Source organism: Duganella sp. P38 (assembly GCF_050859475.1).
Classification (GTDB): Bacteria; Pseudomonadota; Gammaproteobacteria; order Burkholderiales; family Burkholderiaceae_D; genus Rugamonas.
Genome location: NZ_CP193936.1, coordinates 5,258,205 through 5,281,527 on the forward strand (window position 1 = coordinate 5,258,205; position 23,323 = coordinate 5,281,527).

Below are 23,323 nucleotides of genomic sequence, written 5' to 3' on the forward strand. Positions count from 1 at the left end.
GTCTGTATCATTGGTGTATCGCACAATACAGGCCATGCACGGGCCACTAATGCACCATGTCCTTAACCTTTGAAATCCTCGATTCCGAATCAGGTGTTTTTACATACTCGGGCGAGGCATACGATGGCCTGCTTGACGAGTTCGATGGTCTGCTTGATGACCATGCATCTGGCGAGATTGGAGCTACGGCCTATCTCGCTGCACTGGATGGGCTATCAGCGAAAGCACCGGACTTCGTTGATGTCTACGCACACGTCGGTTTGCACTGGCAGCAACAAGGCAAGCATAAGAAAGCTCTTGACGCTGCATTGCAGGGACTTAGCGCTGCAAACAGGTTGATACCCGAAGCTTTTAACGGCCAGATCAAATGGGCGCACATAGGTAATCGGCCATATCTGCGGGCCATGCATATCGCAGCCATCTCGTATGCCCGGCTACAGCGCCACAAGGATGCTGTTACGCTGATTGGTCTCATGTTGGAGCGGAACCCGAACGACAATCAGGGAGTTCGTTACCTACTCGGCTCAGAAGCCCTTCGAGCTGGCAATCACAAGCGAGCGCAGGAGGTGTTTGAGCAGGAGGCAAGCAGTTATCCACCGTACTTCTACGAACTTGGACTCAGCCACATCCTGCGCGATGATTGGAGGACTGCCGCTACAGCGCTACGCCGCGGGTTCATCGCCAATCCGTACATCGCAGAGATCCTTGCGGGGAACCCGAATCCTGAACCACTGGCCATCTGGCATGGGACCAACTTTGCAGAACCTGAGCTCGCTCGCCAGTACATCGAGCACTACGGCCTGCTGTGGCAGCGCAAGCCGGAGTATGCTGCGTTCGCTCGCTGGCTGTTCAACCACTCGAAGGTGATGGCGGAGCGTGCTGCTGTTTTGGAGTGCCAGGAATCGTTCTTGTGGGAGTCCGATGGCGTCAAGCGGGAAGAGCTCTATAAGCGCGCCGAAGATTTAGCTGGGAAGATTGACGATGCTCTATCCGCTGAGATCGTCACAAAGCGCCAGAATCGACGCAGCGGTGGTGCCATCTGGCCGTGGATGCTGCCCCAGCTTCGATTACCTGCTTAAGAGCTGCCGCCGTTCGCTTTAGCACCGCTGGCGACCACCGAAGAGCCGGCATCGTAAAGCCAGATGCAGCAAGGCCCTGCCAATTTCGCAGTGTACGCAATGTATATACTTTCACTGGGAGATGGTCATGGCACGGCTAACACGCTGGGGGAATTCCGATGGAGGACTGCGCTTACCTAAACACATTTTGGAAGCGGCAGGTCTGCGAGTAGGAGATGAGATAGGCTGCCGCATGATGGACGACGGCACTATCCGTTTGACGCCGTGCAAGGGGCGAATCGAAATTTCTAAAGAGCACGAGTCGATGAAAGTTAGCCGAGCGGTGCTGAAATGGTGATGACCCTTGGCCATCTCGTAGGAAGTGCTGCGACAGCCTCGCGGTTAAGCAAGTATATGCACCCAGTCCTGGGGAGCACATCGGTCGTGTGATCCAATTATTTGTGTTGCCAAAAGGAAATCTCAGGGGTATGCTGCAACGCATCCATTTTAAAATGTGGCAGCCATGTTCAAATCAATCCTTGTGCTCGAAGCACCATGGGATAGCGGTTCGTTAGAGTCTTCGTCTGTCTGGCCCATGATCCGCGAATTCGCCGCAATGCGAAACATTAAAGCGTTTCACCAGACTTTTTTGATAAATCTTCGTTTGAGCACTGGATCAAAGCATATGACGAGATGGCGATAGCTGGGCCGAAACTGCTGTACATCGCATGTCATGGTAGCAATGGTCAATTAGCCGGGCTGTCCAAAAACTTGAACAGAACGTCGATCCAGAGGGCAATTCAGGCCGCCCACAACATAAGATTTGTGCACTTCGGTTCCTGCCTATTCGGCTCCGAGAAGAATCTGCAGAATTTGCTAGATGCTGCCCCGCACCTTCGGTGGGTTGCTGGCTACGACAAGGAGGTTGACTGGGTAGACTCAACATTGTTCGATATCCTTTTATGGGGAAGGATCGAAAGCCGTGACAAAGATACCTACCGAAAAAAGACGCATACGTTGGCGAACGAACTGATAGATCAAGTGCAGGGGCTGGCTGATCAACTAGGTTTTCATTTCCAGTACCGTTACGGCGATGGGATCTGGCAGTTGAGTGCCGCTTAAGCTATCCGCGCCCACAACCTATCTATTGAGCAAAACGGGCCAGCCATTGCTGAAATCGTCCATCTTTCTCGCTAGCGCAATACCACTTCCCAGCTACACTTACTATTAGGATCTCAACGGGAGCAATCGATAATGTGCCTTTGCTGTTTAGCAGCAAACGGGCATCTAGTAAGGGTCGAACGAATTCATACACGTCAGCAACAGCATGTATACTTTTAAATCTCACCAAACTGGGATCATCGCCGGATAATTCGCCCTCCGTATGTAACAGATCGAGCAGTAGTTTTTGATATTCAGAAATTTCCAGCGGAGCCCATTCTCGACTCCGAGGTTCATCTTTTGGCAGTGGTGCAGTTATGATGCCATAACTCCAACCGACCTGCTGTTCAAGTTGGACCGGCCTAGCAAGCATGAGTGGATAAAGAACTTCATCTTCTAAGTCTGGGCCGCGATCAATCTCCACATTCAACGCGAGCTCAATTCGGTCATACAAAAGTTCCAAAATTAAAAGAAGAGGATTGCTGCTGCTGGATGCTAGCCAGCCCCAACCACCTTTCTCGTCCCAAAAACCGCGATACGGTAAACCAGTTGTTTTGACAATTGAGAAGCCATCACTGATCATCAGATTAGGCATGTTGATCACACCATAGCCTTCTTTATTGGCATTATTGTTGTATAACCCACCAACACCACGTCGAAAACCCTCTTCGCTCCTATAACCGTTGTATCCGATAGCAATTCTCACCGGTGTCAGACTATCACGGACTAATGCATGATATATCACGCGTTTATGAAGAGGTAGGAGATGATTTTCGTCATAATGCGGGGCTACCTCACCAAACAAATCCAGATATTCTAAAGCCGGGCGAGCCGTACTGAACTGAAGAGTTTTCTCATCTTCTTGGTGCTTATACGCCAGTCTCGACAACCGCAATGTGTCGTTAAGATGATGATAAGCCTCAGACATTTCAGTAGCAAAGAGGTTCTTTTTGACTTCTATGACTGCGAGAACCTGATCAATCGGATAAACGAAGTCATCAGTATGAGGAATGCGACTTCCGTTGCCAACCACAATCATGCAATCGATCTGGCCAGAGCGCTCTCCGCTCACCTGAATGAAGCCCGAAACGACATTGACCCCATACTCATCAAGCTTACTTTCTTTCAAGAGCTGCTTGGTGAGACCCTCGTACATTTTCCCGATGGTCGGCGCATGCTCAATCGGAAAATTATTGAGAATGGCCTTTTCGCGGTCACTCATTTTCTTGAGTAGTTCTGAAAGTACATGCATCTTCATAATTCTATCCAAAGCTGAAAAATTAGATGCTTCTCATTTAATTTAAAAACTTATATGCTAGTTGTGGTGACGTCAGGCTTTATGCTGACTATCGATAATGGTGGCTTTTCGATAGTCAGCTCTAATCCCTCAATTCATTGCATGCACTTTTAATAGCTATTGAAATGCAAGTTAAACAGCTTGGCGAAATCCCTATGAAGCAATCTTAGTTGTCACCCGCATTGGGAGTATCTCATGTAGAATTGCCTTAACGCAAATTCAGCAGAGCCAACCATGGCCACAAGAACATCTGAGCCATCGGATGATGGTCAGAAACTGACAACGACATCTATTCTCGAAGCTCTTTTCCGAGAGAAATCTGGGATCATCGTTCCGGCCTTCCGCCAGGCAGCGCTGAGATGAGTGATATGAGCGTCACGAACATGCGGCCTCTTAACCTGTTCTTGAAGATGGCGGTGACGGCTGGCGTCGAGAGCGCCATACGGATTCACATTGACAGAGGTGACGATCTCAATGCACGTGACAGCAACGGGCTGACCCCACTCATGTTATCGGCAGCACGGAACAAGCCTGCCATTTGCAAACTGCTCCTTGACGCAGGAGCTGATGATCAACTGAAAGCGCCATCTGGCGAAACAGCCCTCGCCATAGCTCTTGCCGCAGGGGCCCACGAGGCCGCCGCTGTCTTCAAGGCAGACGTCGCCGCGATAGTGGATTCGCCCCCTTGCTTACTAGCCCTGCTTCCGTTGCGTCACCCGACTTGATCAGCCACCCCGCTGACGGCGTTGCAGGGACGACGACAGAATTTGCACATATAGCATTGGCAAATGAATCGGACCATCCACAGGACAAACAGGATTTTGACTTGTCCGCCTGGGAGGCAGAAGAGGATAGCCCTCCACCTGATGCAGACTTGTCGGTTGTCACAGCCGTCAATGCAATTCAGGCAGCGATTACCGCGCATGAACCCATCGATTATTCAACCGACTGGGAGGACATTGACGTCTACCTTCCAGAGCGGTCACTGCCGTTGGCTCGCACTGGTGATGCCGAAGTCCGTGAGCGACTACGCCTATTGCTGCTTAGAGCAATCCGCGAGGGCAGCGTGCCCCGCATGGAAGTCGAAGTGACCTCACTCAACGAAGACCAATCTCCAAATTCCGAAGCAGAAGCGTTGTTGAGTATGGTCATCAATGATTTAGGTGCAGAAGTCGACGAGCGATTCGAGTGGGTCAGCATAGTCGAGAACTTCAAAGTCTTCGTAAGCCCAAAAGAAACGCTGTATGAAGAAGAGGCTCTTGCAGAGGCCCTCGCGTTCATCGACAGCTTGGCCTCTAATCATTGCCAGCCTCTCTACAACTATCAAAAGGAATTTCAAAGAGAGAAGCGTGTTACCACTGAAGAGGAAGTTTTGTTGGGCCAAACCATGGAGGCCGAACTTGAAAAGGCCCTCGATGCCTTAGCGGCATGGCCGCGTGGTATCGATTTAACTTCGGCTGCTGGCCAATCGGTCAAAACCGGACAGCAGTCATTGACTTGGTTTTCTTTGAGTCATTCTGAAGCCCAGCCAGAAATTGATACCACTATGGATGGCGAAAATATCGCGGGTGCGGCAGAGCACTACCCACCTGATGACCAAGTCGAATCTAACGAAGATTCCAGCCTCGAAATCCAGTCGTCACCCAACGACTATCCTTCGGACTTCTTGGAGGCTCTTGATCTTCTCGCGAGACTTCAAACCACCCCAGACTTGCAAGGAGCGGACTGGCATACTATTCGTGCAGCGCTGTCATCACTTCGTCTAAATCGTCGCTTCCTTCTACAACTGAATGATGCCGCAGGCGTTGACAGCTCCATTGTGGCCGCTCAATACGCCTGCGCCATGAACGCGTATCAACGCGCACGGGAGCGAATGACAGTCGCGAATTTGAAGCTTGTTTTCCATTTGGCCAAGAAATATTTATACAGCGGCGAACCACTGGACGACTTAGCACAAGAAGGAAACATCGGATTGATGAAGGCCGTTGAGCGTTTCGATTGGCGCCGGGGCTTTAAGTTTTCAACATATGCCACTTGGTGGATACGGCAGCAGATTGGGCGCCACGTGGCCGACAAGTGCAAGACCATACGTGTTCCAGTCCACGTCTATGAGAAGGCACAGCGCCTCCATCGAGAGACTCAATCATTTGAAGCGGAAACTGGGCGCACACCTGAACTTGACGAGATCGCCGCAAAAATGGATATGCCTGCTCACAAAGTGGCAGCTCTTCAATGCTTATCGCCAGAACCATTACCTATCCATGAAATGCATATCGATGAGTTAATCGCCGTCGAGGCACGATCAGATTTTATATCGCCTGATCCTGAGGAAATCGTTTCCGCGTCTCAGCTGTCTACAATGATCAATAGGACTTTGTCCACGCTAAAACCCAAGGAAGAGCAGGTTCTTCGTCTTCGCTTTGGCATCGGTGTTGAGGGCGCATTAACTCTTGAAGAAATCGGTATCCAGTACGGAGTTACAAGAGAGCGCGTACGGCAGATTGAAGCCTCAGCAATCCGGAAAATGAAGCAACCAAGTCGCATAGATGTATTAGCGCGAGCAGCCTTCGGAAGCCCGCACGTCATCTCTAGCGACAAAGGGGAAGCTGCCGAGCATGAGAGCTCGGAACACTCCATACAACCTATGCAAACGGAACAACCAGCCACAACTGAAACTACTTCCACCGGCCTGAATGGTCAAAAACCAATAAAATCATCGAGCATCGACAGGTTGTTAACACAAGCAGCAGAGTTGGGGATCTTGGTAGACAACTGCAAAGACACATCGGGGCGAATATGGGTTCACCTGATCAATGCATCTGACAGCCCTCGTCGCAAATTAACTCGAAAACTGCTTGCCTTAGGATTCGAATTCTCGCCTGAAAAAGGCTATTGGAAATGAGCGCAAAGACACGAAACGCACCTCCGAACGCCGTGTCCATGCTTGAATCCCTTCGCGGCCTTGGCTATTCCACCGCGACGGCACTGGCGGATATTGTGGACAACAGCATATCTGCTGGAGCGGTAGAAGTACAAATCGATTTTTCGTGGGATGGGAAGAACAGTCGTATTTCGGTACTCGACAACGGACACGGCATGAGCGATGCAGAGCTTGAGAGTGCCATGCGCCTGGGTGACAAGAACCCCTTAAGTGTCAGAGGAGCTCACGATCTAGGTCGCTTCGGCATGGGCCTGAAAACCGCTTCCCTCTCGCAATGCCGGCGCCTGACCGTAGCGTCCGCCAAGGACGGTGTCCACAGTTGCCTGCGATGGGATTTGGCTGAGTTGGCAGCAAATCCTGATAGCGGATGGCTTCTTTTCGAAGGGCCAGCCTCAGAATCCGCTCCTTTCATAGCAGTCTTAAAACACCAAAAATCCGGAACTCTCGTTTTATGGGAACTGCTCGACCGCATCGTCACCGATGGGTATACATCGGAAGACTACCTGGCTCTGATTGATGATGTCGAAACCCATTTGGCTATGGTCTTTCATCGACTCATTCAAGGACCAAGAGCTCGCTTGAAGTTACTGTTAAATGGTAAGACCATTAGACCGTGGGATCCGTTCATGATTGGCCATGTGGCAAAGTCATGGACATCTCCAACGACCAAGCATGCGACTACATACGGCACCATTGAAGTTCAGTGTCACGTTCTCCCCCATCGCGACAAATTGACGGCGTCGGAATTCGAGGCCAATGGTGGACCGGGAGGCTGGACAGCACAACAAGGCTTTTACGTCTACCGTAACGAACGTCTGCTTGTAGCTGGCGGATGGCTAGGACTAGGCAACTCTCGCGCTTGGAATCGGGAGGAAGCGCATCGTTTGGCTCGCATTCGTATTGACATTCCCAACACTGCGGACGCCGATTGGAAAATCGACGTTAGGAAATCTACTGCTCGCCCTCCAGTATCGCTCAGGCCCTGGCTCACTCAGCTAGCAGAGAACACCCGCGAGCGTGCTCGTCAGGTTTTCGCCTATCGCGGAACTCCTGCTCCAACCCATGGCAATGCGCCGGTTGAACAAGCCTGGAGGGTGGAGCGCATTAAGGCAGGAATGCGATATAGAATCGAAGAGAAACATCCGTCAGTTGCAGCCGTTCTCGAAGGCGCTGGTGAACTCCGATCCTTGGTCGAATCCATGCTTCGCGTGATTGAGGAAACAGTTCCCGTCCAACGTATCTGGCTTGACACCGCCGAACATAAGGAAACTCCGCGCACCGGTTTTGACGGTGAGCCTAACGAAGCTGTAATCGAGATAGCAACCGTTTTATTCAATGACCTTATCGAGCGAAAAAATCTAAGCCTCGACGATGCTAGAAAAGCTTTACTACGCACAGAACCATTTCATAAATTTCCTGCGCTTATTGCGCGGCTTGGGAGTAATGCATGACGCCGGCAGAATCTATAGCAGCTCAATCGGAGCTACTCGAAAATGTGATCGCCACTGCACAGCGGTTGATAAAGGCGGAAAAAGACAAGTCGAAAATCACAGCTGCATATATCGCAACAAAGGTATTACGAGCAGCTGAGATGTTCGAGGCAGGGGCCGACATCAGTTTGGACCAACAGCTCGCAGTTTCTACGCTCATACAAAGATTCAGCCATCGGATGGGAAAGGCTACTACGCTTCTGGACGAAGCCGGACACATCTATTGGCTCAACGCCGCACGTAAAAAAGACTGGCAATATTGGCGGCGCTACCGCGATTATCTGGAAGCCAAACTCTCGGATACCGTAGTGGAAGGATTGGACGAGGCAACGGAAGATATCCTGGCCCTACTTGAAGACCCTCACCGGACCGACTCATGGGATCGCCGCGGCTTGGTCGTTGGTCACGTTCAGTCAGGCAAGACCAGTAACTACTCTGGACTAATCTGCAAGGCAGCGGATGCAGGTTACAAAATCATTATCGTACTGGCTGGGACGCACAACAATCTGCGCTCCCAAACACAAATGCGTCTTGAAGAAGGATTCTTGGGCTATGAAACCACCGTCAACCGCGATCCCGGGCTACCCATCGGAGTAGCAGAGTTCGGAGAGGATCTGAAAACGAACTCTGCTACTACCCGCGCTGACAACGGAGACTTCAATAAGAACGTCGCCTCACATTTTCATGGCATATCACCAGAAGAGCGGCCGTGGCTTTTCGTGGTGAAGAAGGAAAAAACGGTACTCACGTCCCTCTTAAAATGGATTCAGACTCGCGTATTCGACGCCACGGAAGACGGCAGAAAGATTGTGACTAAACTGCCTTTGTTAATGATCGACGACGAGGCTGACAATGCATCCGTCGACACTGGTGAGCAATTGTTCAATGAGGATGGTACTCCCGACGAGCAGCACAATCCAAAGACGATTAACGGCCTTATCCGTGAACTGCTGCATGCTTTCACACGAAAAGCATATGTCGGCTACACAGCGACTCCCTTCGCCAACATATTCATTCACCATAAAGGAGCGACCAAGAAGCAGGGCCCCGATCTATTCCCGCGCTCGTTCATCATAAACCTAGGCGCCCCATCAAACTATGTCGGCCCCACTCGCCTCTTTGGCAAGAAGACAAAGGATGGGCGCGAAGGCGAGCTTCCTCTATCACGTCCAATTCTTGATCAGTATCATCCCGAAACCGATTCGGGCTGGATGCCTCCAAAACACAAGAAGACACATACACCCATTTATAACGGGCAGGAAATTATTCCACCGTCGTTGCGTGAGGCGATCTATGCTTTTGTCCTAGCCTGCGCGGTGCGAGAACTGCGCGGCCAGAAAACTGCACATAGCTCAATGCTTATCCACGTGACGCGCTTTGTGGATGTGCAAAACCACGTTCGGCGTCAAGTTGAGGATGCTGTAAGAAACATGCGTCAGAAAATCAGTAGAGGCATTGAAGCCGACGGACTTCTTGAGCAGTTAAAAGAACTATGGGAGCGGGACTTCGTGCCCACTAGCGCCAGGGTTTCCGATCTATCTGCGCCTGAAGAGCGTTCGGATGCATTGCCAACTTGGGATAAGGTACGAGCGGCACTTCCCGATGTTCTGGAGGATATAGAGGTTCGGTCGGTCAACGGCACTGCCAAGGACGCATTGGACTATGCAACGCCAGGCTCGGTTCTGAAGGTCATAGCCATTGGAGGCGACAAGCTGGCGCGTGGGCTGACCCTTGAAGGGCTCTGCGTAAGCTACTTCGTACGCACTACGAAGATGTATGACACACTGATGCAAATGGGCCGATGGTTTGGTTATCGTCCGGGATATCTAGATCTCTGCCGCCTCTATACTTCACCTGATTTGGTACGCTGGTTTGGGCACATCGCTGACGCCTCCGAAGAGCTGCGTGAGGAGTTCGACTTTATGGCCAGTGCGAAGCTCACACCCGAGCAATACGGCCTCAAGGTGGTGTCTCACGAAGTGCTTATGGTTACGTCACCCTTAAAGATGCGTAACGCCCAGACCTTATCCTTAAGCTATAGCGGAACCCGGCCACAAACCATTCTGTTCCATCGCGACGCAAAAATACAGGCGGCGAATTTGGCTGCTACCGACGATTTGATCTCCTCCCTAGGACAACCGACGGTCGTTGGTCCAGGATATGAGCGCAATGGTAGTGCCGACTCGTGGCCGCGTTCACACTTGTGGAAGGATGTGGACGCCGCGAAAGTATTGGCATTCCTAGAAGCGTACGTCACCCACCCTGACGCGACCGCCGCTAAAGCTCGAATGCTTTCGGAGTTCATCGTCAAGATGAACGAGATCGGTCAGCTAGACCAATGGAGCGTGGCTCTTGTTGCAGAAGGCAGCAGCGAAGGAACTCCGCATGACTTCACAGCAGGTATCCGAGTCGAGTCCTTACCTATGCGTTCGCCGGAAGATCCGGTGCCTCCCGAGCAAAGAGATCCAGTTAATTTCGCAATCGGAGTACTGACCGATCCCAAAGATGAAGGGATCGACCTGGATAACAGCGCTTGGCAAGTGGCCTTAGATATCACACAGGCCGCATGGAAACCCGAACCTGCACGTGGGCGTCTCACCATGCCAACGGTTCCGAGTGGTAAAGGCATGCGCTTAGCTCGCGGCAAGCTTGGCGGCGCAGTGGACCGCGGTTTATTACTACTTTATCCGCTGGCCCCTTACGCGGGTAAAGCCAAGTCCCAAGTTGTGCCTGAGTGGGAAAAGCCGATAATGGCTTTTGCAATCGCATTCCCAGCCAGCGACAGTGGGATTAGTGTCGAGTATGAGGTGAATGTTCTCTATTGGAATCAGGAATATGGCGCGACAGAGTGATGAATTTCGGATGGCGTGGTCTTCGCTTTCTGGCGGTGCTTCAGATACCGGATGGCAAACCATTTCTGTGGCTCCCTCTGGGCTGCTCGAATTGAGTGCAGGCCGGCGCGCTCCGGATAACGCTGAGGCGTTGCTTGTAGGATTTCCTTGCATTCGCTTGGCGGCGGCAGACAAGCTACCGGAAGGTCAAGGCTTCGCCATGGAACGCGCTAGCCCAGAAGATAAAAATATGCTCTGGCTTGCCCTGACACGCAAAGCCCCAGGGAACGTTGATCTGTTTATGGATATGGTTTGCAATGTAACCGGCGCCCTCGACGAGGCCGTGTCAGCCGGGGCCACTGCGGAAAAACTATTACGAGTTTTCATCGGACGTGTTGGGGCTTGGCAGGAGTTTATGCGCAAAGGGATGCAAGCGTTGAGCCCTGAAGCCGAAATCGGACTCGTTGGTGAGCTGTCTGTGCTGCTTCATATTATCGCAGTAGGAGTTCCAGCCCTCGTCGCTGTCGAAGGCTGGGTTGGCCCCCTTGATGGAGTCCAGGACTTTGTGCTCGGCACCGGAGCACTAGAAGTGAAATCAACCCTATCAACGGCTGGGTTTCCCGCTCGTATTGGGTCACTCGACCAGCTCGACGACGCAGTTCGTCAACCGCTATTCGTTATTGGTCAGCGACTCCAGCAGGTGGCAACGGGAATGCGCCTGCCCGATTTAGTAGATACCGCAAGGGCAATTGTCAACGACGATTCTGGTGCCCTGAGCGCCCTTGACGACCGCTTGGTCGCTGCTTGCTATTTCGATGCCCATGCCGACCGTTATTCTCGTCGATTCTTCGCGTCCGACATAGCAGTGATTGAAGTTGACGACAATTTCCCGCGCCTGACAACTGGCCGGGTTCCAATTGGCATAGTGAAGGCAACGTATGATATCGACCTCGATAAAGTCCCGGGGCACCGCACCAGCATAGCGACAGCACTAAAAGAAATGGGAGCGATTTAAATATGGATTTACAAGATTTCCTGCGCGAGACACAAGCTGCAGTCCGTTCACAGATGCGTGATGGAGCCTTATACGAAGAACTGGTGTTCGCTGGAATTGTGATGGACCACATGTCCGAGATCGGCATGACATTCGAGCCAGTAGAGTGCCACTACGAAGGAAAAGTGGGGAACGCAAATCTGAGGCTCAGCGGATATTCAGTTTCCGAAGACACTGACCAACTCGATCTGTTCGTCAGCTTATACGATAGCGTCGATGTTCCAACCCATGTTCCCGATTCTGAAACGAAGACCGCTGTTGAACAGTGCCTACGCTTTCTGACGCTTTGTGCTGAAGGGGCAATGGCACCGAAGCTCGATCCGTCCAGCGATGTACGCTCCTTGGCAGAAACTCTGCAAACAATCTATAACGACCTTGAACAGATTCGGGTCTATGTCATAACTGACAAAATCGCCAAGTCCAAGAGCTTTAAGACTCGCGATATCGGCGGGAAAGCCGTACGTCTTGAAGTCATGGATATCGAAAGACTTCATCGCCATTGGTCAGAGGGCAAGCCTCGTGACGAGCTGGTCGTGGATTTCAATGAGGTCTCTGGAACTCCGTTACCCTGTGTCTTTGTCCCTGGAGAGAACGACGACTACGACTACGCTCTGACTGCCATACCTGGCGAGGCGTTGCGGTTGCTCTATGAGAAATTTGGAGCCCGCCTTTTGGAGGCGAATGTTCGTTCCTTCCTTAGCGTCAAGGGCAAGGGCGTGAACGCGGGTATCCAAACCACCTTACGCTCATCTCCCGAGCGATTCATGGCCTATAACAATGGAATTGTCATCGTCGCTGACGAAATGCGACTGGGTAAAAGCAATGATGGCTCAGCAGGGATAGCTTGGCTTAAAGGGCTGCAAATTGTGAACGGCGGTCAGACGACAGCTTCGCTTTACTTCACAAAGAAGAAGTACCCCGACACCGACTTGAGCCATGTTAGGGTTCCAGCCAAAGTTATAGTAATGCGCGCACAGGACTCCACGAAAGAGGAAGCCCTCGTTTCCGATATTTCCAGGTTTGCCAACAGCCAAAATGCCGTGAAGCAATCGGACCTCTCGGCAAACAAACCATTCCATGTCGAGATCGAAAAACTCTCTCGTTCGGTCTATTGTCCAGATGGTGTCGGTCAATGGTTCTACGAACGTGCGGCGGGCAGCTATAACACTCTTCTAACAAGAGAAGGAACAACACCTGCGAAACTCAAAGCACTGAAAGACGCGATACCAACCAATCGTCGCATCACAAAAACAGACTTAGCCAAATACATTACCGCTTGGGATCGCAAGCCAGACATCGTTAGTCTAGGGTCTCAAAAGAACTTCGACCGTTTTATGGCCGCGCTAATTCCCATTGAGGGACAAGAAGCACCGCTACCGACGGTTTCCGAATTCAAAGCAATGATCGCCAAAGCGAAAATATACCGAGATACTCAAAAGCTCCTGCGACCAATGTTCCAGGCATTTCAAGCCAATATAACGGCCTATACCGTTGCATTGTTATCAGAAAAGCTAGGAAGCAGAATTGACCTTGATCGCATTTGGGCCAGACAGGCTGCCTCACCAGAATTGCTCGCACAAATCGCTATTTGGGCGAAAGAGGTCAACCAAACACTTCATCTGACCGCAGGTGGCCGCATGGTCTCAGAATGGGCCAAGCGCCCCGAATGCAAAGAAGCAGTGATGAGTGCAAGCTATTCCGTAGCTGCCTCGAACATTCCTGAGGTTAAGGCTTGATCAACACGGCACGATGAGCATTGATCCTATCAACATCCATGGGCCGTTGCATGACTGACATAGTCCCGCCTGCCGTTCGAAGCAGAATGATGTCTGGAATCAAAGGCAAAAATTCAACGCCGGAAATGTTGATCAGGCGGTTGCTGTTCGCTGCGGGTTATCGATTCCGATTGCATCGCCGAGACTTGCCAGGAACACCGGATGTTGTCATGCCAAGCAGGAAGATTGCAATCTTTGTGCACGGATGCTTCTGGCATGCCCACCAGGAATGTAAATACGCCAAAGTCCCGGCCACGCGCACCGATTTCTGGGTTGAAAAGCTTCAGTCAAACGCAGCTCGCGATCAGCAAGCGGTCGAAAAACTTGGGGCCATGGGCTGGAGGGTTCTAGTGGTGTGGGAATGTGCGACGCGCGATCAGGATGTTGCCAGAACGCTGAGTGGAAAACTTCAAGACTGGATTGCTTCAGACGCCCAGTTTGGTGAAATTAGCAGCAGATTGACCAGATGAGATCTGGCACGCAAAGTTACAGCTTAGGAATGAAGGAATCAAGCTGAAGCCCGCTGCAACCCAACTATCTTGGTATGATATCGGGTTATTGATGACGTACCTGGCGTCATTGCCGATAACCTGGTAGGCTGTGAGAATCGACAAAATACCATCCTGACCAGGATAACGGTGTTCATTTTGCAAGCTAATCTCAGGAAAAATAAGTAATCAATGGCAACTTTTGTAGATCTGTTTTGTGGCGGTGGTTTTGGAGCCAGGGGGCTGTTCGTGGAGGTGGTATTCCTCTGCTGGGCCTGGACGCCTGGGCATTGGCTACACAAACCTACCAAGCAAATTTTCCAACATCAGAAATTATCACTGACAGGATAGAAAACGTCGATACTGTAGCTCTAGGCGAACGTTTCCAACCCGATGTCTTGCTTACCTCTCCTGAGTGTACCTCGCATTCCATCGCACGTGGCGCTCGGCCTGGACTGGAAACCAGCCGTGAAACGGCAATTGGTATTGTTCCTTGGGTGGAAGCGATGGCGCCGCGCTGGGTCATCGTCGAAAACGTCAATCGAATGAAACGATGGGATCGACATAACGAACTGGTGCAGACGATAGAAGATTTGGGGTACACCGTAAGCGACCTACATCTCAACTCGGCAGACTTCGGCTCAGCACAGGCGAGAAAACGCATGTTTTTGGTCTGCGATAGCCAGGGCACGACAGTAAGCCGAGAGCAATTATTGGCTCTCCAACCCATTGCCCCCCAGACCGCCAACGATATTATCGAGTGGGACGTCAATCATCCAAGCACTCCATTGCATAGGCCGGGCAGAGCTCAGGCAACGCTGGATCGGGCAGAGCGGGCAATTGAAGCGCTTGGAGAAAATGTCCCTTTTATTATTGTTTACTACAGCTCTGATTATGCAGGCGGGTGGCAACCGCTTACTGTGCCGTTAAGGACAATAACCACTGTGGATCGGTTTGGGCTGGTCACATGGCAAAATGGAGAGCCTTTCTTAAGAATGCTGCAGCCAAGTGAATTGCTAAAAGCGATGGGCGGAGGAGCTGAGCATGTCTTACCTCATGGAAGCCGTAGAGAAAAGGTGAAGCTCTGTGGAAACGGGGTCTGCGCAGACGTTATGACCGCCATTTTCTTGTGGATAGATGCCGTGCAAGCTAACGATTTAGAGGGTCAGGGCGAGTGATCGATACAGATCTCCATATTGTTGATCTAATGGTTGACGAAGTCTATGGCGGATCACGGAATGGGAATTCATCCGATGACCCACTTCCCAAGTTATTGGGTGTCGACAATGGAGCTGGATTCCGTCATCTTGGGCAGCGCCCCGCATTGAGTACACTCAAGCTTCTTGTACTAAAAACGAGCTTCTCTGACTCAAACTGGCCGGATGCTCTTGACGGAGAAAACGGAACATTTGTGTACTATGGGGATAAGCGAGGGCCTGGAGACCTGCATGATACCCCTCGGCAGGGAAACCAGATGCTTCGAAACCTTTTCGATGAAGCGCATCAGCATCAGCATAGCTCAAATTTCCCACCGATACTGTTGTTTGGGAACACAGGAACGTATCGCGATATTCGGTTCATCGGGCTCGCCGTGCCGGGAGCTGTCGGTATGGGGGCAGACGACGATTTAGTCGCTGTTTGGAGAACAACCGGCGATGGCGTCCGCTTTCAGAATTACAAAGCCACTTTCACGGTCCTCGACGTCCCCGTGGTTCACAGAGCATGGATCCATGATATCCAAAATGGGAAAACAGTACTCTCAGCGCATGCCCCGAAAGCTTGGCTAGATTGGGTTGGAGGGCGGAAATTCACACCGCTCAAATCTGTACCGGCTAACGCGATACGCTCCAAGCAGCAACAGTTACCTGGAACTACAGAGCTAGTCGCATATATCAAACTTGTGCATGAATTCTACATCAATGACCCCTACGCTTTCGAGCGTTGCGCGATAGAACTTGCCAGGCTCTTCATGCCCGCAATTCGAAGCTGGGAACTCACACGTCCTTGGCGCGATGGTGGCCGGGACGCATTAGGAACGTATCGCATTGGTCACGGTGCAGGTGCGATCGATGTGGACTTCGCGATGGAAGCAAAGTGCTATGGGATGGACAACGGAGTCGGAGTCAAAGCTCTTTCTAGATTAATCTCACGCCTTCGGCATCGACAATTTGGAATATTGGTTACTACTTCCTATCTCGATTTGCAAGCTTACCAAGAACTCGTACAAGATGCCCACCCGGTTGTAGTTATCGCGTCTGGCGACATTGCAATGAAGCTGAAGGAACGTTTCGGGAGCTTAGACAACGTGAGAGCTTGGCTGCAAAAAATCTAAGCCCGGGGGATTAAGTCATGAATTGCATTCCCAACTTCACAGCAGGCTTGGGAGTTTCCTCTTAGCGAGAGGCCGAATATATCGAGCGAGAGTAACGTCAGATGTATGGCCCGTCTGCTCTCGGATTTGATAAGGCTGTAGTCCGACGGTGGCGGCTTCGGTGCAATAGCCTGCGCGAAGCGAGTGCCCTGCCACCGATTTCGCCGCCTCCTCACCCGCCATCAGGCATACCGAAGATTTCACTACCAGGGCCACGGATTGTGGCGTCAGCGCCTTGCTTCCCACAATCTGGTCGTGACGGTTGATCGGCCTGAACAGTGGGCCATTCCTTATCCCCGCCATTTCAAGCCAGTTCAGTAGCGCCTTCACCGGACAGCGATTTCCGCGTGCGTGGGGAATGAATACGGTTCGCCCCGCCCCCTCCTGGTCAGTCTTTGACCGTCGAATCAAGAGTTCCAATCCATTGTCGTATGGGGTTATGTCTTCACACTGCAGCGCCACTAGCTCTGAACGCCGGAACGCACCAGCGAAGCCGATCAACAAAATCGCCTTGTCGCGAGCGGCCTTCATGGGCAATTGCTGGCCGATATGGAACAGCAGCTCAAGAAGATCATCCTTTACCAAAGCCCTAACGCGCCGTTGTTTAGTACCCAGCGTGCGGCGAATTCCTTGCATGGTCCGCTTGACGAGGTGGTCCATTACCGGCGATGGTAAGCCACTGTCAACATGTGTCCGATGAATTGCAATCAGGCGGTGTTGAAGGGTGGCGACTGCAAGAGTTCCAGCAAAGTTCGCAAGGTATTCGGCTACCATTGTCGCTGTCGCTGGTATCGTGCCGCCATGCTGCTTAAAGTGACGCAGGTCCGCCTCGTATGAGCGCGTGGTGGCGTTTGACTGTGCTGCTGCTGAGTAGCTAGCCACAAGCGCCGATGGCGTCCCTTGCAGCGTCTTTGATACTTTCCCCGCCTTCAACACCTTAGTAGGTTGTGGGGAGGGCTTCGTTAAGGTTTTCATGTTGTTTTCAGTAGTGATATTAAAGCGGTATCGATAGCTAGCCGCAAAAGAGAAACGGCGGCACTGGACCGCCGTATTTGGTGCCTATGTTTTGACCAAGGGAAGCGAGTTAAGGATCTCTGGCGAATAGTCATAAGTGAGCTGGCGGCAGCGACCTGAAATCTTATGTGCGACAGTTGCGAGGTCATTGAGCTCTGCCACGAGCCAGCCTAATGACTCGACAACATCAGCACGTTCCTCCTCACCAAACGGATCTGTAGCAGCTCTTGCTAAGAGCCGGCCAATTGCTGCCGTCCCGATGTGGATGATCAGAAGTGCGGCATCAGCAGCGTCTGCCAGTTGAACAAGTAATGCTGGGTCTGCTGCGCTGTAATTCAATTCTGACGTTGCGATGAGCGGGAGGTGTGGCATTAAGAGCAGAAGATTGCAGATGGCATATGCCGATGGCTCAGCATCTTTTCTTGGGGCCGATGTCGTAGCCATGATCAATACTCCGACGGCAGCAACAATGTAGTGGAGGAGCGGTCGGCTTCGGTAATTACCCAGATCACCTCCGTTTCGATGTCATAGGAAGATAGAATGCGAAGTCCGTGCTCAATGGCAAACAGATTCTCCTTAGCATCAGCAGCACAGATGGTGCCGAAGTCACCCTGCTGATGTCGAATGAGGTAGGTTGTAGCGTTGATGCCGTGGCGATCTAGCAGATCAAGTGCGCCAGGAGTTGCAACAAGCATTCCGAGTTTAAATAGCGGCCTGAACTGTGGGGTATCTGAGGTAGTAGGTTTCACTTCCGATGAGTGGTCGTTCATAATTATTCCTTGGTCGGACCGCCAAAGTACGGACGTGCAAAAGCCTGCTCTTAGAGCACGGTCTATAAATGACGGGGATAAATGAAGTGCCGGCAAGTCAGCTAGAGGGCCGACCTGTGCATGCACGGAGGAGAGCCTACGGCCGCTATACGTTGCGACCGTAGACGACGGCATGTTCAGCAGAGGGCTTGAGTAAGCCTCTCGCTAAACGCGGTTCAGCGATTGATCAGATTGCCGTACAACGTGTAGAACTGATTACCAGCTTTGACGCCTGCCAGCAGGTCAAGCAGTTTCGGCTTACCATTCGCTACGATCCAAGCGTTGACCTCGCGAGAAGCTTGACAATAAATCGCATCCCCCTTCGAGCTATCGGCCACCGCGGCCTCGAAGTCAGCAGTTCGGAAATCAACGACGTAATTAGCGGTCTGGCTGCTGCAGTCAGGATAGTTGCCGACCAAAGTTGCAATACCCTCGTTGAACCAAGACGGTACACCGCCGCCGCCATAGCGGTAGAGCGTTTCGGTATGCGTCAACTCGTGCGCGACCGTCAAGCTATGCGCCTGTCCAACGAAGCCGGTGTAGGTTATGAAGATTGTTGGCTTCCCGGCTGTATAAGTTGCGTTCGGCAGTTTGAAGCCTAGCGGCGAGTAGACACCGGCATAGCTACCCATGAAATATGCACGGCAAGCCTGCGTTTGGCAGAAGATCATTTGTGGATGCGGCGCGGTGAACTCGCCATAAAACTTTGTGACCGTCGTATAGGCTCCTGCAACACTCTGACGCAAGGCCAGTTGATCGTCTGCCGTCGCGGTGGATTCAACATACACACCGTCGCAAATCGCGAGCATCGGAGCTTTGTCAAAAAAGACCGGCGCCTGATTTGTCGTAGGGGCAGCACAAGCGGCCACTGTCGGCGGTGTTACGACTGGTGGCGTCGGATCAACCGGTGTAGTTGGGCTAGTTGGCGTCGTGGGTGACGTTGCGGCCACAGGCGAAGAAGACGAGCCTGCGCCACCACAAGCAGCCAAGACGATTGCAGCGGTGACGACGATTACTCTCTGAATTATTGACATTAGATGGACTTCCTGAAGTTGGGGTCTTTTAATTGTTCGGCTGGTGTCAGTCGGTGATGGACGTCGGTTTTACACCTTCAATGAACTGCTGCATTTCGGAGAAGTTTGGTTTCCTGCCTGGCACAACTGATGCAATTGCTTGAACCTCATACTGACCAGCGACAAAGAGCCGGACCTTCCGCACTCCCTCAGCCGATTTGCCTGTGAATTCGGCAGCATCTACAGTTCCCCATTTCACAGGCTTCATATCACTCACCTGCTCGCTATGTCGCTCAGCAATGTCTTTGACTTTCGCCTCCAAGTCGACACTGCCATTCGCATTTGCACCGGACAACTTGGCAAACCAAACATCCATATTCGTGTCAGCGGTCCCAAACGAGCATTGCCACCATCGCTGGCCTGTCTTGGGATCAGCTTCGACAAAGTTACATTGCTCAGCCGAAGGTACCTTGGCAATGAATGCCCCGTCTCGTTGCGAGAACTCGGTCCAAAGAGGAGATAGCTGCGGCATATGTACGCTGCTGTCACGACTGATCTTTTCGGCGTTGATGTCAAATCTAGGCTGCTCAGCAAAGCGCCAGCCGCTTTCCGCCTTAATCATCGAGCTGGTCCCTCGCATTACTAGGCCAACAGGAATACCGTCATCGGGCGCGTCAGCTTTGGGCATCGCTGCGGAACGGATTCGCTCAATAGCAAAGCGAGCATTGGGCAGTTCACAAGGCTGTATCTCCGCGAGTCGTTTGCGTACGGCCATGACTTCATCCGTAGCTCGGTCAACGACTGCGGCCAATGGCGCCGGGTTGCCTGAAATGGCCGCGATATTGGCTGCGCGGTCATGCTGCAAACGCCCGCGCTCAAGACGTTCATTCAACACAGCTAACTCAGGCAAGAGCTTTTGAGCTGCGCTACTGCCGCCTTTCAGCGCAACTTCAAACGTATAGCTGACCTCGTAGGTGTGATTGCCAAGTTCAGCACCGTCAGTTTTCTTGACGTCGGTGATTTCCAAGATCGGACATTGGAATTCGTTGGCAAGACTTGTTTTGACGTCCGAGTCGCCTGGTTTGGAGCTGCAACCAGTCACGCCAATGGCTATGAAAGTGAAGGCTGTGGTTACTGTGACTTTTGAGTAGCGTAGAGTTCTCATTGAAAACCTTTAAAAATGATTGGCGCGCTGGTTCGTCCAGGTGCGCGTAGTTCATCAATGACCATAGGAGACGGTCGAGAATGTCGAATATACACAACAATTAAACGTAGTGTATATCACGTCGATTAGTAGTCACATCTTTGCCATCATGGATGGTATGAGATCGACCAAAACAAACGCAGGCAGCCCCTCCAAAAACAAAGTGTGCATTGCACTTGGGAAGAGCTTGAAAGCACATCGGATCGAGAAGGATAAGTCTCAGGAGGTACTAGGATTTGAGGCTGCAGTAGATCGCACCTATATTTCTCAGATTGAGCGAGGCGTCGGGAACCCCTCTGTTTTGACATTGGCGCATCTGTGTCACGCGTTAGGTATCACCCTGGCAGACTTGTTCACGCCGGTAACGACGTCTTTAGCGCCAGATGAGAACGCTCGCCGCGCCAACCATTCAAAGGCCGCTTTAAAGCCGCCTAAATCGCGTCTGCGCTAACGTCAAACTCTTGCGAAAGCGGCCTGCCAAGACTAGATGGGATATCAAACTCTCAGCAAACCGCAGTGTTTGATTCTCAGAGTGCTCTATTTTTTAGTGGACGTGGTTGGCGTTTTCCCCATCGAATGAACGCCGATGTACCAGGCTGGTGCCAGTGCTTCCAAATCCGTACGAACCTGTTGTTCAGGTTTGGCTGCAGTTGGGTCAATCGCGTAGATGACCATCTTCGCATCATGACTTGCCTTGGCTCGATGAACTACGACGTGCCGACCAACCTCCCAATCGGCGTCGTAATCGACCAGAGCCACGCAGCAATCTGGAAGCTGCGACACCTTCGTGCATTCTTTCCAAACGGTGGCAACCAGCGAATACTTTGCAAATAACGCGGCAAGAAAGTCCCCGTCGATCACGTGGTTGTAGGGCCCCGTTTTTGGCAGACCGAGTTCTTCTGCTTTTTTCCACACCTCCTCAAGTGTGGCGCCCGCGATGATCGCCACCGACGCAAGGGCGCAGGCGTGACGGTCTCGTGTAATGACAGGCTTAAATGCAGGCTGGAATCCGGCTGCAGAAGAGGTTACGGCGGTGGGTATCGTTACCATGAAATGCTCCAATGTGAAATGAATGGGCGTGACAGTACCTGCCTGAGTCGGCTACAAAGCGATGTGGTGGGATTGGGTATTGTGAGTTACTGGTCCCGCTGCACTTCGATTTCGAGGAGCTGGGTTTGGGTAGGTAATGTCGCGATGAGCAAGCTCACTCTGCCGGTACTGTGCGGTGCCGAGTCGAACAAGCGTTGCACCAATATTATCTCATGGATAATGGGTATTTTGACAACAAAATAACTTTGTCGTAAACAGCCGTTAGAACCACAAAAACCTGTGAACCATGCCGAACGTCAGCATGCTCGGCAAACCACGATGCCAGAGAAGCGATTTAAACGGCCGGACAAGCCGCCAAAAGCAGTCAGCTGATACCGATGCATACCGTGCCGTTTTTAAACGCCGTAAAACGCGGGGAAATCAATCAGCTGTTTTTGCAGCACTGAGAGCAAGACTCTCGCGCTCAACAGCAACTAGGAAATCAGACCAAGTCATGAGCGCTTGCTTTCGCTCCTCAAAATAGTTGTGCACGTCATAGATGCCTTCGATGCCAGGTAGTTTGTGGTTCAAGCACATTTCCGTGATGTCACGCTCCACGCCAAGCGCCCGCATCTGGCTTTTCGCGGTGGACCGCAAATCATGCGGCGTGAACCGGCGTACCTTAGGCTTGTACTCGGTCAGCCAGAATTCAATCGCCGCGCCTATCGTGTTGGGATTAATCGGTCTATCGCCCGTCGAAGACGCGTTTTTGTAGTCGCCACGCATCGGCAGAACGAACGCTGAATTCCCGGCCCGCTGCTTCAGTTCGGACAACCAACCCTTGACCGGCTCAGTCAACGGTATCTGGATGCCCGGTCCCGTCTTCGATTCCGGAATGGTCCATATATCACGCTTGAAATCGAAGTGCGACCACTTAGCGGTTCTCAATTCGCAGGTACGTACAGCTGTAGCCAGCAGCAGGCGAACGGCAAGCGCATTCTCTTGGTTCATGTCAGCCCGCATCAGGAGTAGTAGTTCATCCCTGCTCAACATCAAGCGCCGCTTAGTTGCCGGACGCTTGCCCAGTAAAGCTGTCAGGTCGATGCCGATGCATGGATTGGACGCTACTAGCTTGCGGCCAGCGGCATGCCTGAACAGCATCCGTGCCGTGGTCAGCAACGTGCGCGACTCGACCCAGGGCGCACCAATGTATTCGATCATCTCCACGATATCTAATGAGGATACTTGGGTCACCATATACGCGCCGAGGCGAGACTCTATGCGAATCAGATTGCGGCCATAGCCCTTTTGCGTACTCACTCCTAGGCCAACCATGATCTTGTCGCGGTAGTCATCAATCAGCTCCCGCATTGTCCAGTCCTTCACCGCTAAGGCTTTCGCGCGCCGCTTGTCAATGGCAGGATCGCCTGCCTTGTCGACGTGCGCTCGCTTTTCGCGGGCAATCTTGCGGGCATCAGACAAGCCGATGTCGGGGAAGTTGCCGATGGTGAGTTCCTTCGCCCTGCCGGCACTCCGATAGCGTAAAATCCAACTCGCAGTTCCAGCAGTGGACAGCGTGAACGTTAGTCCGCCACCATCCGACCGCGCCAGGGGCAACGGTAGCTCCCTTACCTCGCCCGTTTCAGGGTCTTTGGTGGTTGGCTTGCCACCGCCCTTCACTGCCCGTATCCAGTGTTGCAGCTGGAGGGTTTGCAGACCCTCCGCCGGGTTAGTTTTTCCTGTCATTGCCGATCCTTTTTGTCGCTAGCTACACACATGGCTACGCAT

General features: G+C 52.1%; 21 protein-coding genes. 13 read left to right on the forward strand and 8 right to left on the reverse strand.

All coding sequences use genetic code 11. The features are described from left to right. Positions 1–56: 56 nt before the first annotated feature. The 3 genes from ACRQ5J_RS24435 (at position 57) to ACRQ5J_RS24445 (ending at position 2,180) form a co-directional block, all read left to right on the forward strand. Positions 57–1,079, forward strand: coding sequence for a hypothetical protein (locus ACRQ5J_RS24435; protein WP_432380529.1), 1,023 nt, complete (start codon positions 57–59; stop codon positions 1,077–1,079). A 127-nt stretch (positions 1,080–1,206) separates the two neighbouring features. Beyond that, on the forward strand, positions 1,207–1,416 hold the full coding sequence (locus tag ACRQ5J_RS24440) for an AbrB/MazE/SpoVT family DNA-binding domain-containing protein (protein WP_432380530.1): 210 nt from the start codon (positions 1,207–1,209) through the stop codon (positions 1,414–1,416). A gap of 335 nt (positions 1,417–1,751) precedes the next feature. Further along, positions 1,752–2,180, forward strand: a complete 429-nt coding sequence (locus ACRQ5J_RS24445; protein WP_432380531.1) for a hypothetical protein — start codon at positions 1,752–1,754, stop codon at positions 2,178–2,180. Between the two features lie 22 nt (positions 2,181–2,202). Here ACRQ5J_RS24445 and ACRQ5J_RS24450 read toward each other — a convergent pair whose 3' ends face one another. Continuing rightward, the gene (locus tag ACRQ5J_RS24450; protein WP_432380532.1) at positions 2,203–3,477 is read right to left on the reverse strand and encodes a DUF6602 domain-containing protein; all 1,275 of its coding nucleotides are present in this window, start codon (positions 3,475–3,477) and stop codon (positions 2,203–2,205) included. 449 nt (positions 3,478–3,926) lie between these two features. Between ACRQ5J_RS24450 and ACRQ5J_RS24455 the strand changes: the two genes are divergently transcribed. The 9 genes from ACRQ5J_RS24455 (at position 3,927) to ACRQ5J_RS24495 (ending at position 16,427) form a co-directional block, all read left to right on the forward strand. After that, positions 3,927–4,241 (forward strand): ankyrin repeat domain-containing protein, encoded by a 315-nt coding sequence (locus ACRQ5J_RS24455; protein ID WP_432383721.1) that lies wholly within the window; start codon positions 3,927–3,929, stop codon positions 4,239–4,241. Positions 4,242–4,297: 56 nt separating this feature from the next. Continuing rightward, entirely contained in the window at positions 4,298–6,418 is a 2,121-nt protein-coding gene (locus tag ACRQ5J_RS24460; protein WP_432380533.1) for a sigma-70 family RNA polymerase sigma factor, read from the forward strand. A gap of 38 nt (positions 6,419–6,456) precedes the next feature. Continuing rightward, positions 6,457–7,908, forward strand: a complete 1,452-nt coding sequence (locus ACRQ5J_RS24465; RefSeq protein WP_432380534.1) for an ATP-binding protein — start codon at positions 6,457–6,459, stop codon at positions 7,906–7,908. Next, entirely contained in the window at positions 7,905–10,799 is a 2,895-nt protein-coding gene (locus tag ACRQ5J_RS24470; protein ID WP_432380535.1) for a Z1 domain-containing protein, read from the forward strand. The genes ACRQ5J_RS24465 and ACRQ5J_RS24470 overlap by 4 nt, the downstream gene beginning before the upstream one ends. Beyond that, positions 10,783–11,793: a PD-(D/E)XK motif protein gene (locus tag ACRQ5J_RS24475; RefSeq protein ID WP_432380536.1), complete on the forward strand. Its 1,011-nt coding sequence runs from the start codon at positions 10,783–10,785 to the stop codon at positions 11,791–11,793. The genes ACRQ5J_RS24470 and ACRQ5J_RS24475 overlap by 17 nt, the downstream gene beginning before the upstream one ends. 2 nt (positions 11,794–11,795) lie before the next feature. Continuing rightward, positions 11,796–13,568: an AIPR family protein gene (locus tag ACRQ5J_RS24480; RefSeq protein ID WP_432380537.1), complete on the forward strand. Its 1,773-nt coding sequence runs from the start codon at positions 11,796–11,798 to the stop codon at positions 13,566–13,568. A 50-nt stretch (positions 13,569–13,618) separates the two neighbouring features. Further along, positions 13,619–14,077 carry a very short patch repair endonuclease gene (locus tag ACRQ5J_RS24485; protein ID WP_432380538.1) on the forward strand — a complete coding sequence of 153 codons (459 nt, stop codon included), beginning with the start codon at positions 13,619–13,621 and terminating at the stop codon, positions 14,075–14,077. A 308-nt stretch (positions 14,078–14,385) separates the two neighbouring features. Then, entirely contained in the window at positions 14,386–15,273 is an 888-nt protein-coding gene (locus tag ACRQ5J_RS24490) for a DNA cytosine methyltransferase (protein ID WP_432380539.1), read from the forward strand. A 29-nt stretch (positions 15,274–15,302) separates the two neighbouring features. After that, entirely contained in the window at positions 15,303–16,427 is a 1,125-nt protein-coding gene (locus ACRQ5J_RS24495; protein WP_432380540.1) for a restriction endonuclease, read from the forward strand. Positions 16,428–16,463: 36 nt separating this feature from the next. On the opposite strand, the gene ACRQ5J_RS24500 is transcribed toward ACRQ5J_RS24495, so the two are convergent. From ACRQ5J_RS24500 to ACRQ5J_RS24520, 5 genes are all read right to left on the reverse strand, one after another. Then, on the reverse strand, positions 16,464–17,441 hold the full coding sequence (locus tag ACRQ5J_RS24500) for a site-specific integrase (RefSeq protein ID WP_432380541.1): 978 nt from the start codon (positions 17,439–17,441) through the stop codon (positions 16,464–16,466). A gap of 84 nt (positions 17,442–17,525) precedes the next feature. Beyond that, entirely contained in the window at positions 17,526–17,924 is a 399-nt protein-coding gene (locus ACRQ5J_RS24505; RefSeq protein ID WP_432380542.1) for a hypothetical protein, read from the reverse strand. A gap of 2 nt (positions 17,925–17,926) precedes the next feature. Next, positions 17,927–18,250 carry a hypothetical protein gene (locus ACRQ5J_RS24510; RefSeq protein WP_432380543.1) on the reverse strand — a complete coding sequence of 108 codons (324 nt, stop codon included), beginning with the start codon at positions 18,248–18,250 and terminating at the stop codon, positions 17,927–17,929. A gap of 215 nt (positions 18,251–18,465) precedes the next feature. After that, entirely contained in the window at positions 18,466–19,098 is a 633-nt protein-coding gene (locus tag ACRQ5J_RS24515) for a hypothetical protein (protein WP_432380544.1), read from the reverse strand. Between the two features lie 271 nt (positions 19,099–19,369). Further along, entirely contained in the window at positions 19,370–20,467 is a 1,098-nt protein-coding gene (locus ACRQ5J_RS24520) for a hypothetical protein (protein ID WP_432380545.1), read from the reverse strand. A 157-nt stretch (positions 20,468–20,624) separates the two neighbouring features. Here ACRQ5J_RS24520 and ACRQ5J_RS24525 point away from each other — a divergent pair, with 157 nt between their 5' ends. Next, entirely contained in the window at positions 20,625–20,957 is a 333-nt protein-coding gene (locus tag ACRQ5J_RS24525) for a helix-turn-helix domain-containing protein (RefSeq protein WP_432380546.1), read from the forward strand. Positions 20,958–21,043: 86 nt separating this feature from the next. Here ACRQ5J_RS24525 and ACRQ5J_RS24530 read toward each other — a convergent pair whose 3' ends face one another. Both ACRQ5J_RS24530 and ACRQ5J_RS24535 read right to left on the reverse strand, forming a co-directional pair. Beyond that, positions 21,044–21,556 carry a hypothetical protein gene (locus ACRQ5J_RS24530; protein ID WP_432380547.1) on the reverse strand — a complete coding sequence of 171 codons (513 nt, stop codon included), beginning with the start codon at positions 21,554–21,556 and terminating at the stop codon, positions 21,044–21,046. Between the two features lie 420 nt (positions 21,557–21,976). Further along, positions 21,977–23,281 (reverse strand): tyrosine-type recombinase/integrase, encoded by a 1,305-nt coding sequence (locus tag ACRQ5J_RS24535; protein ID WP_432380548.1) that lies wholly within the window; start codon positions 23,279–23,281, stop codon positions 21,977–21,979. Between the last annotated feature and the right edge of the window lie 42 nt (positions 23,282–23,323).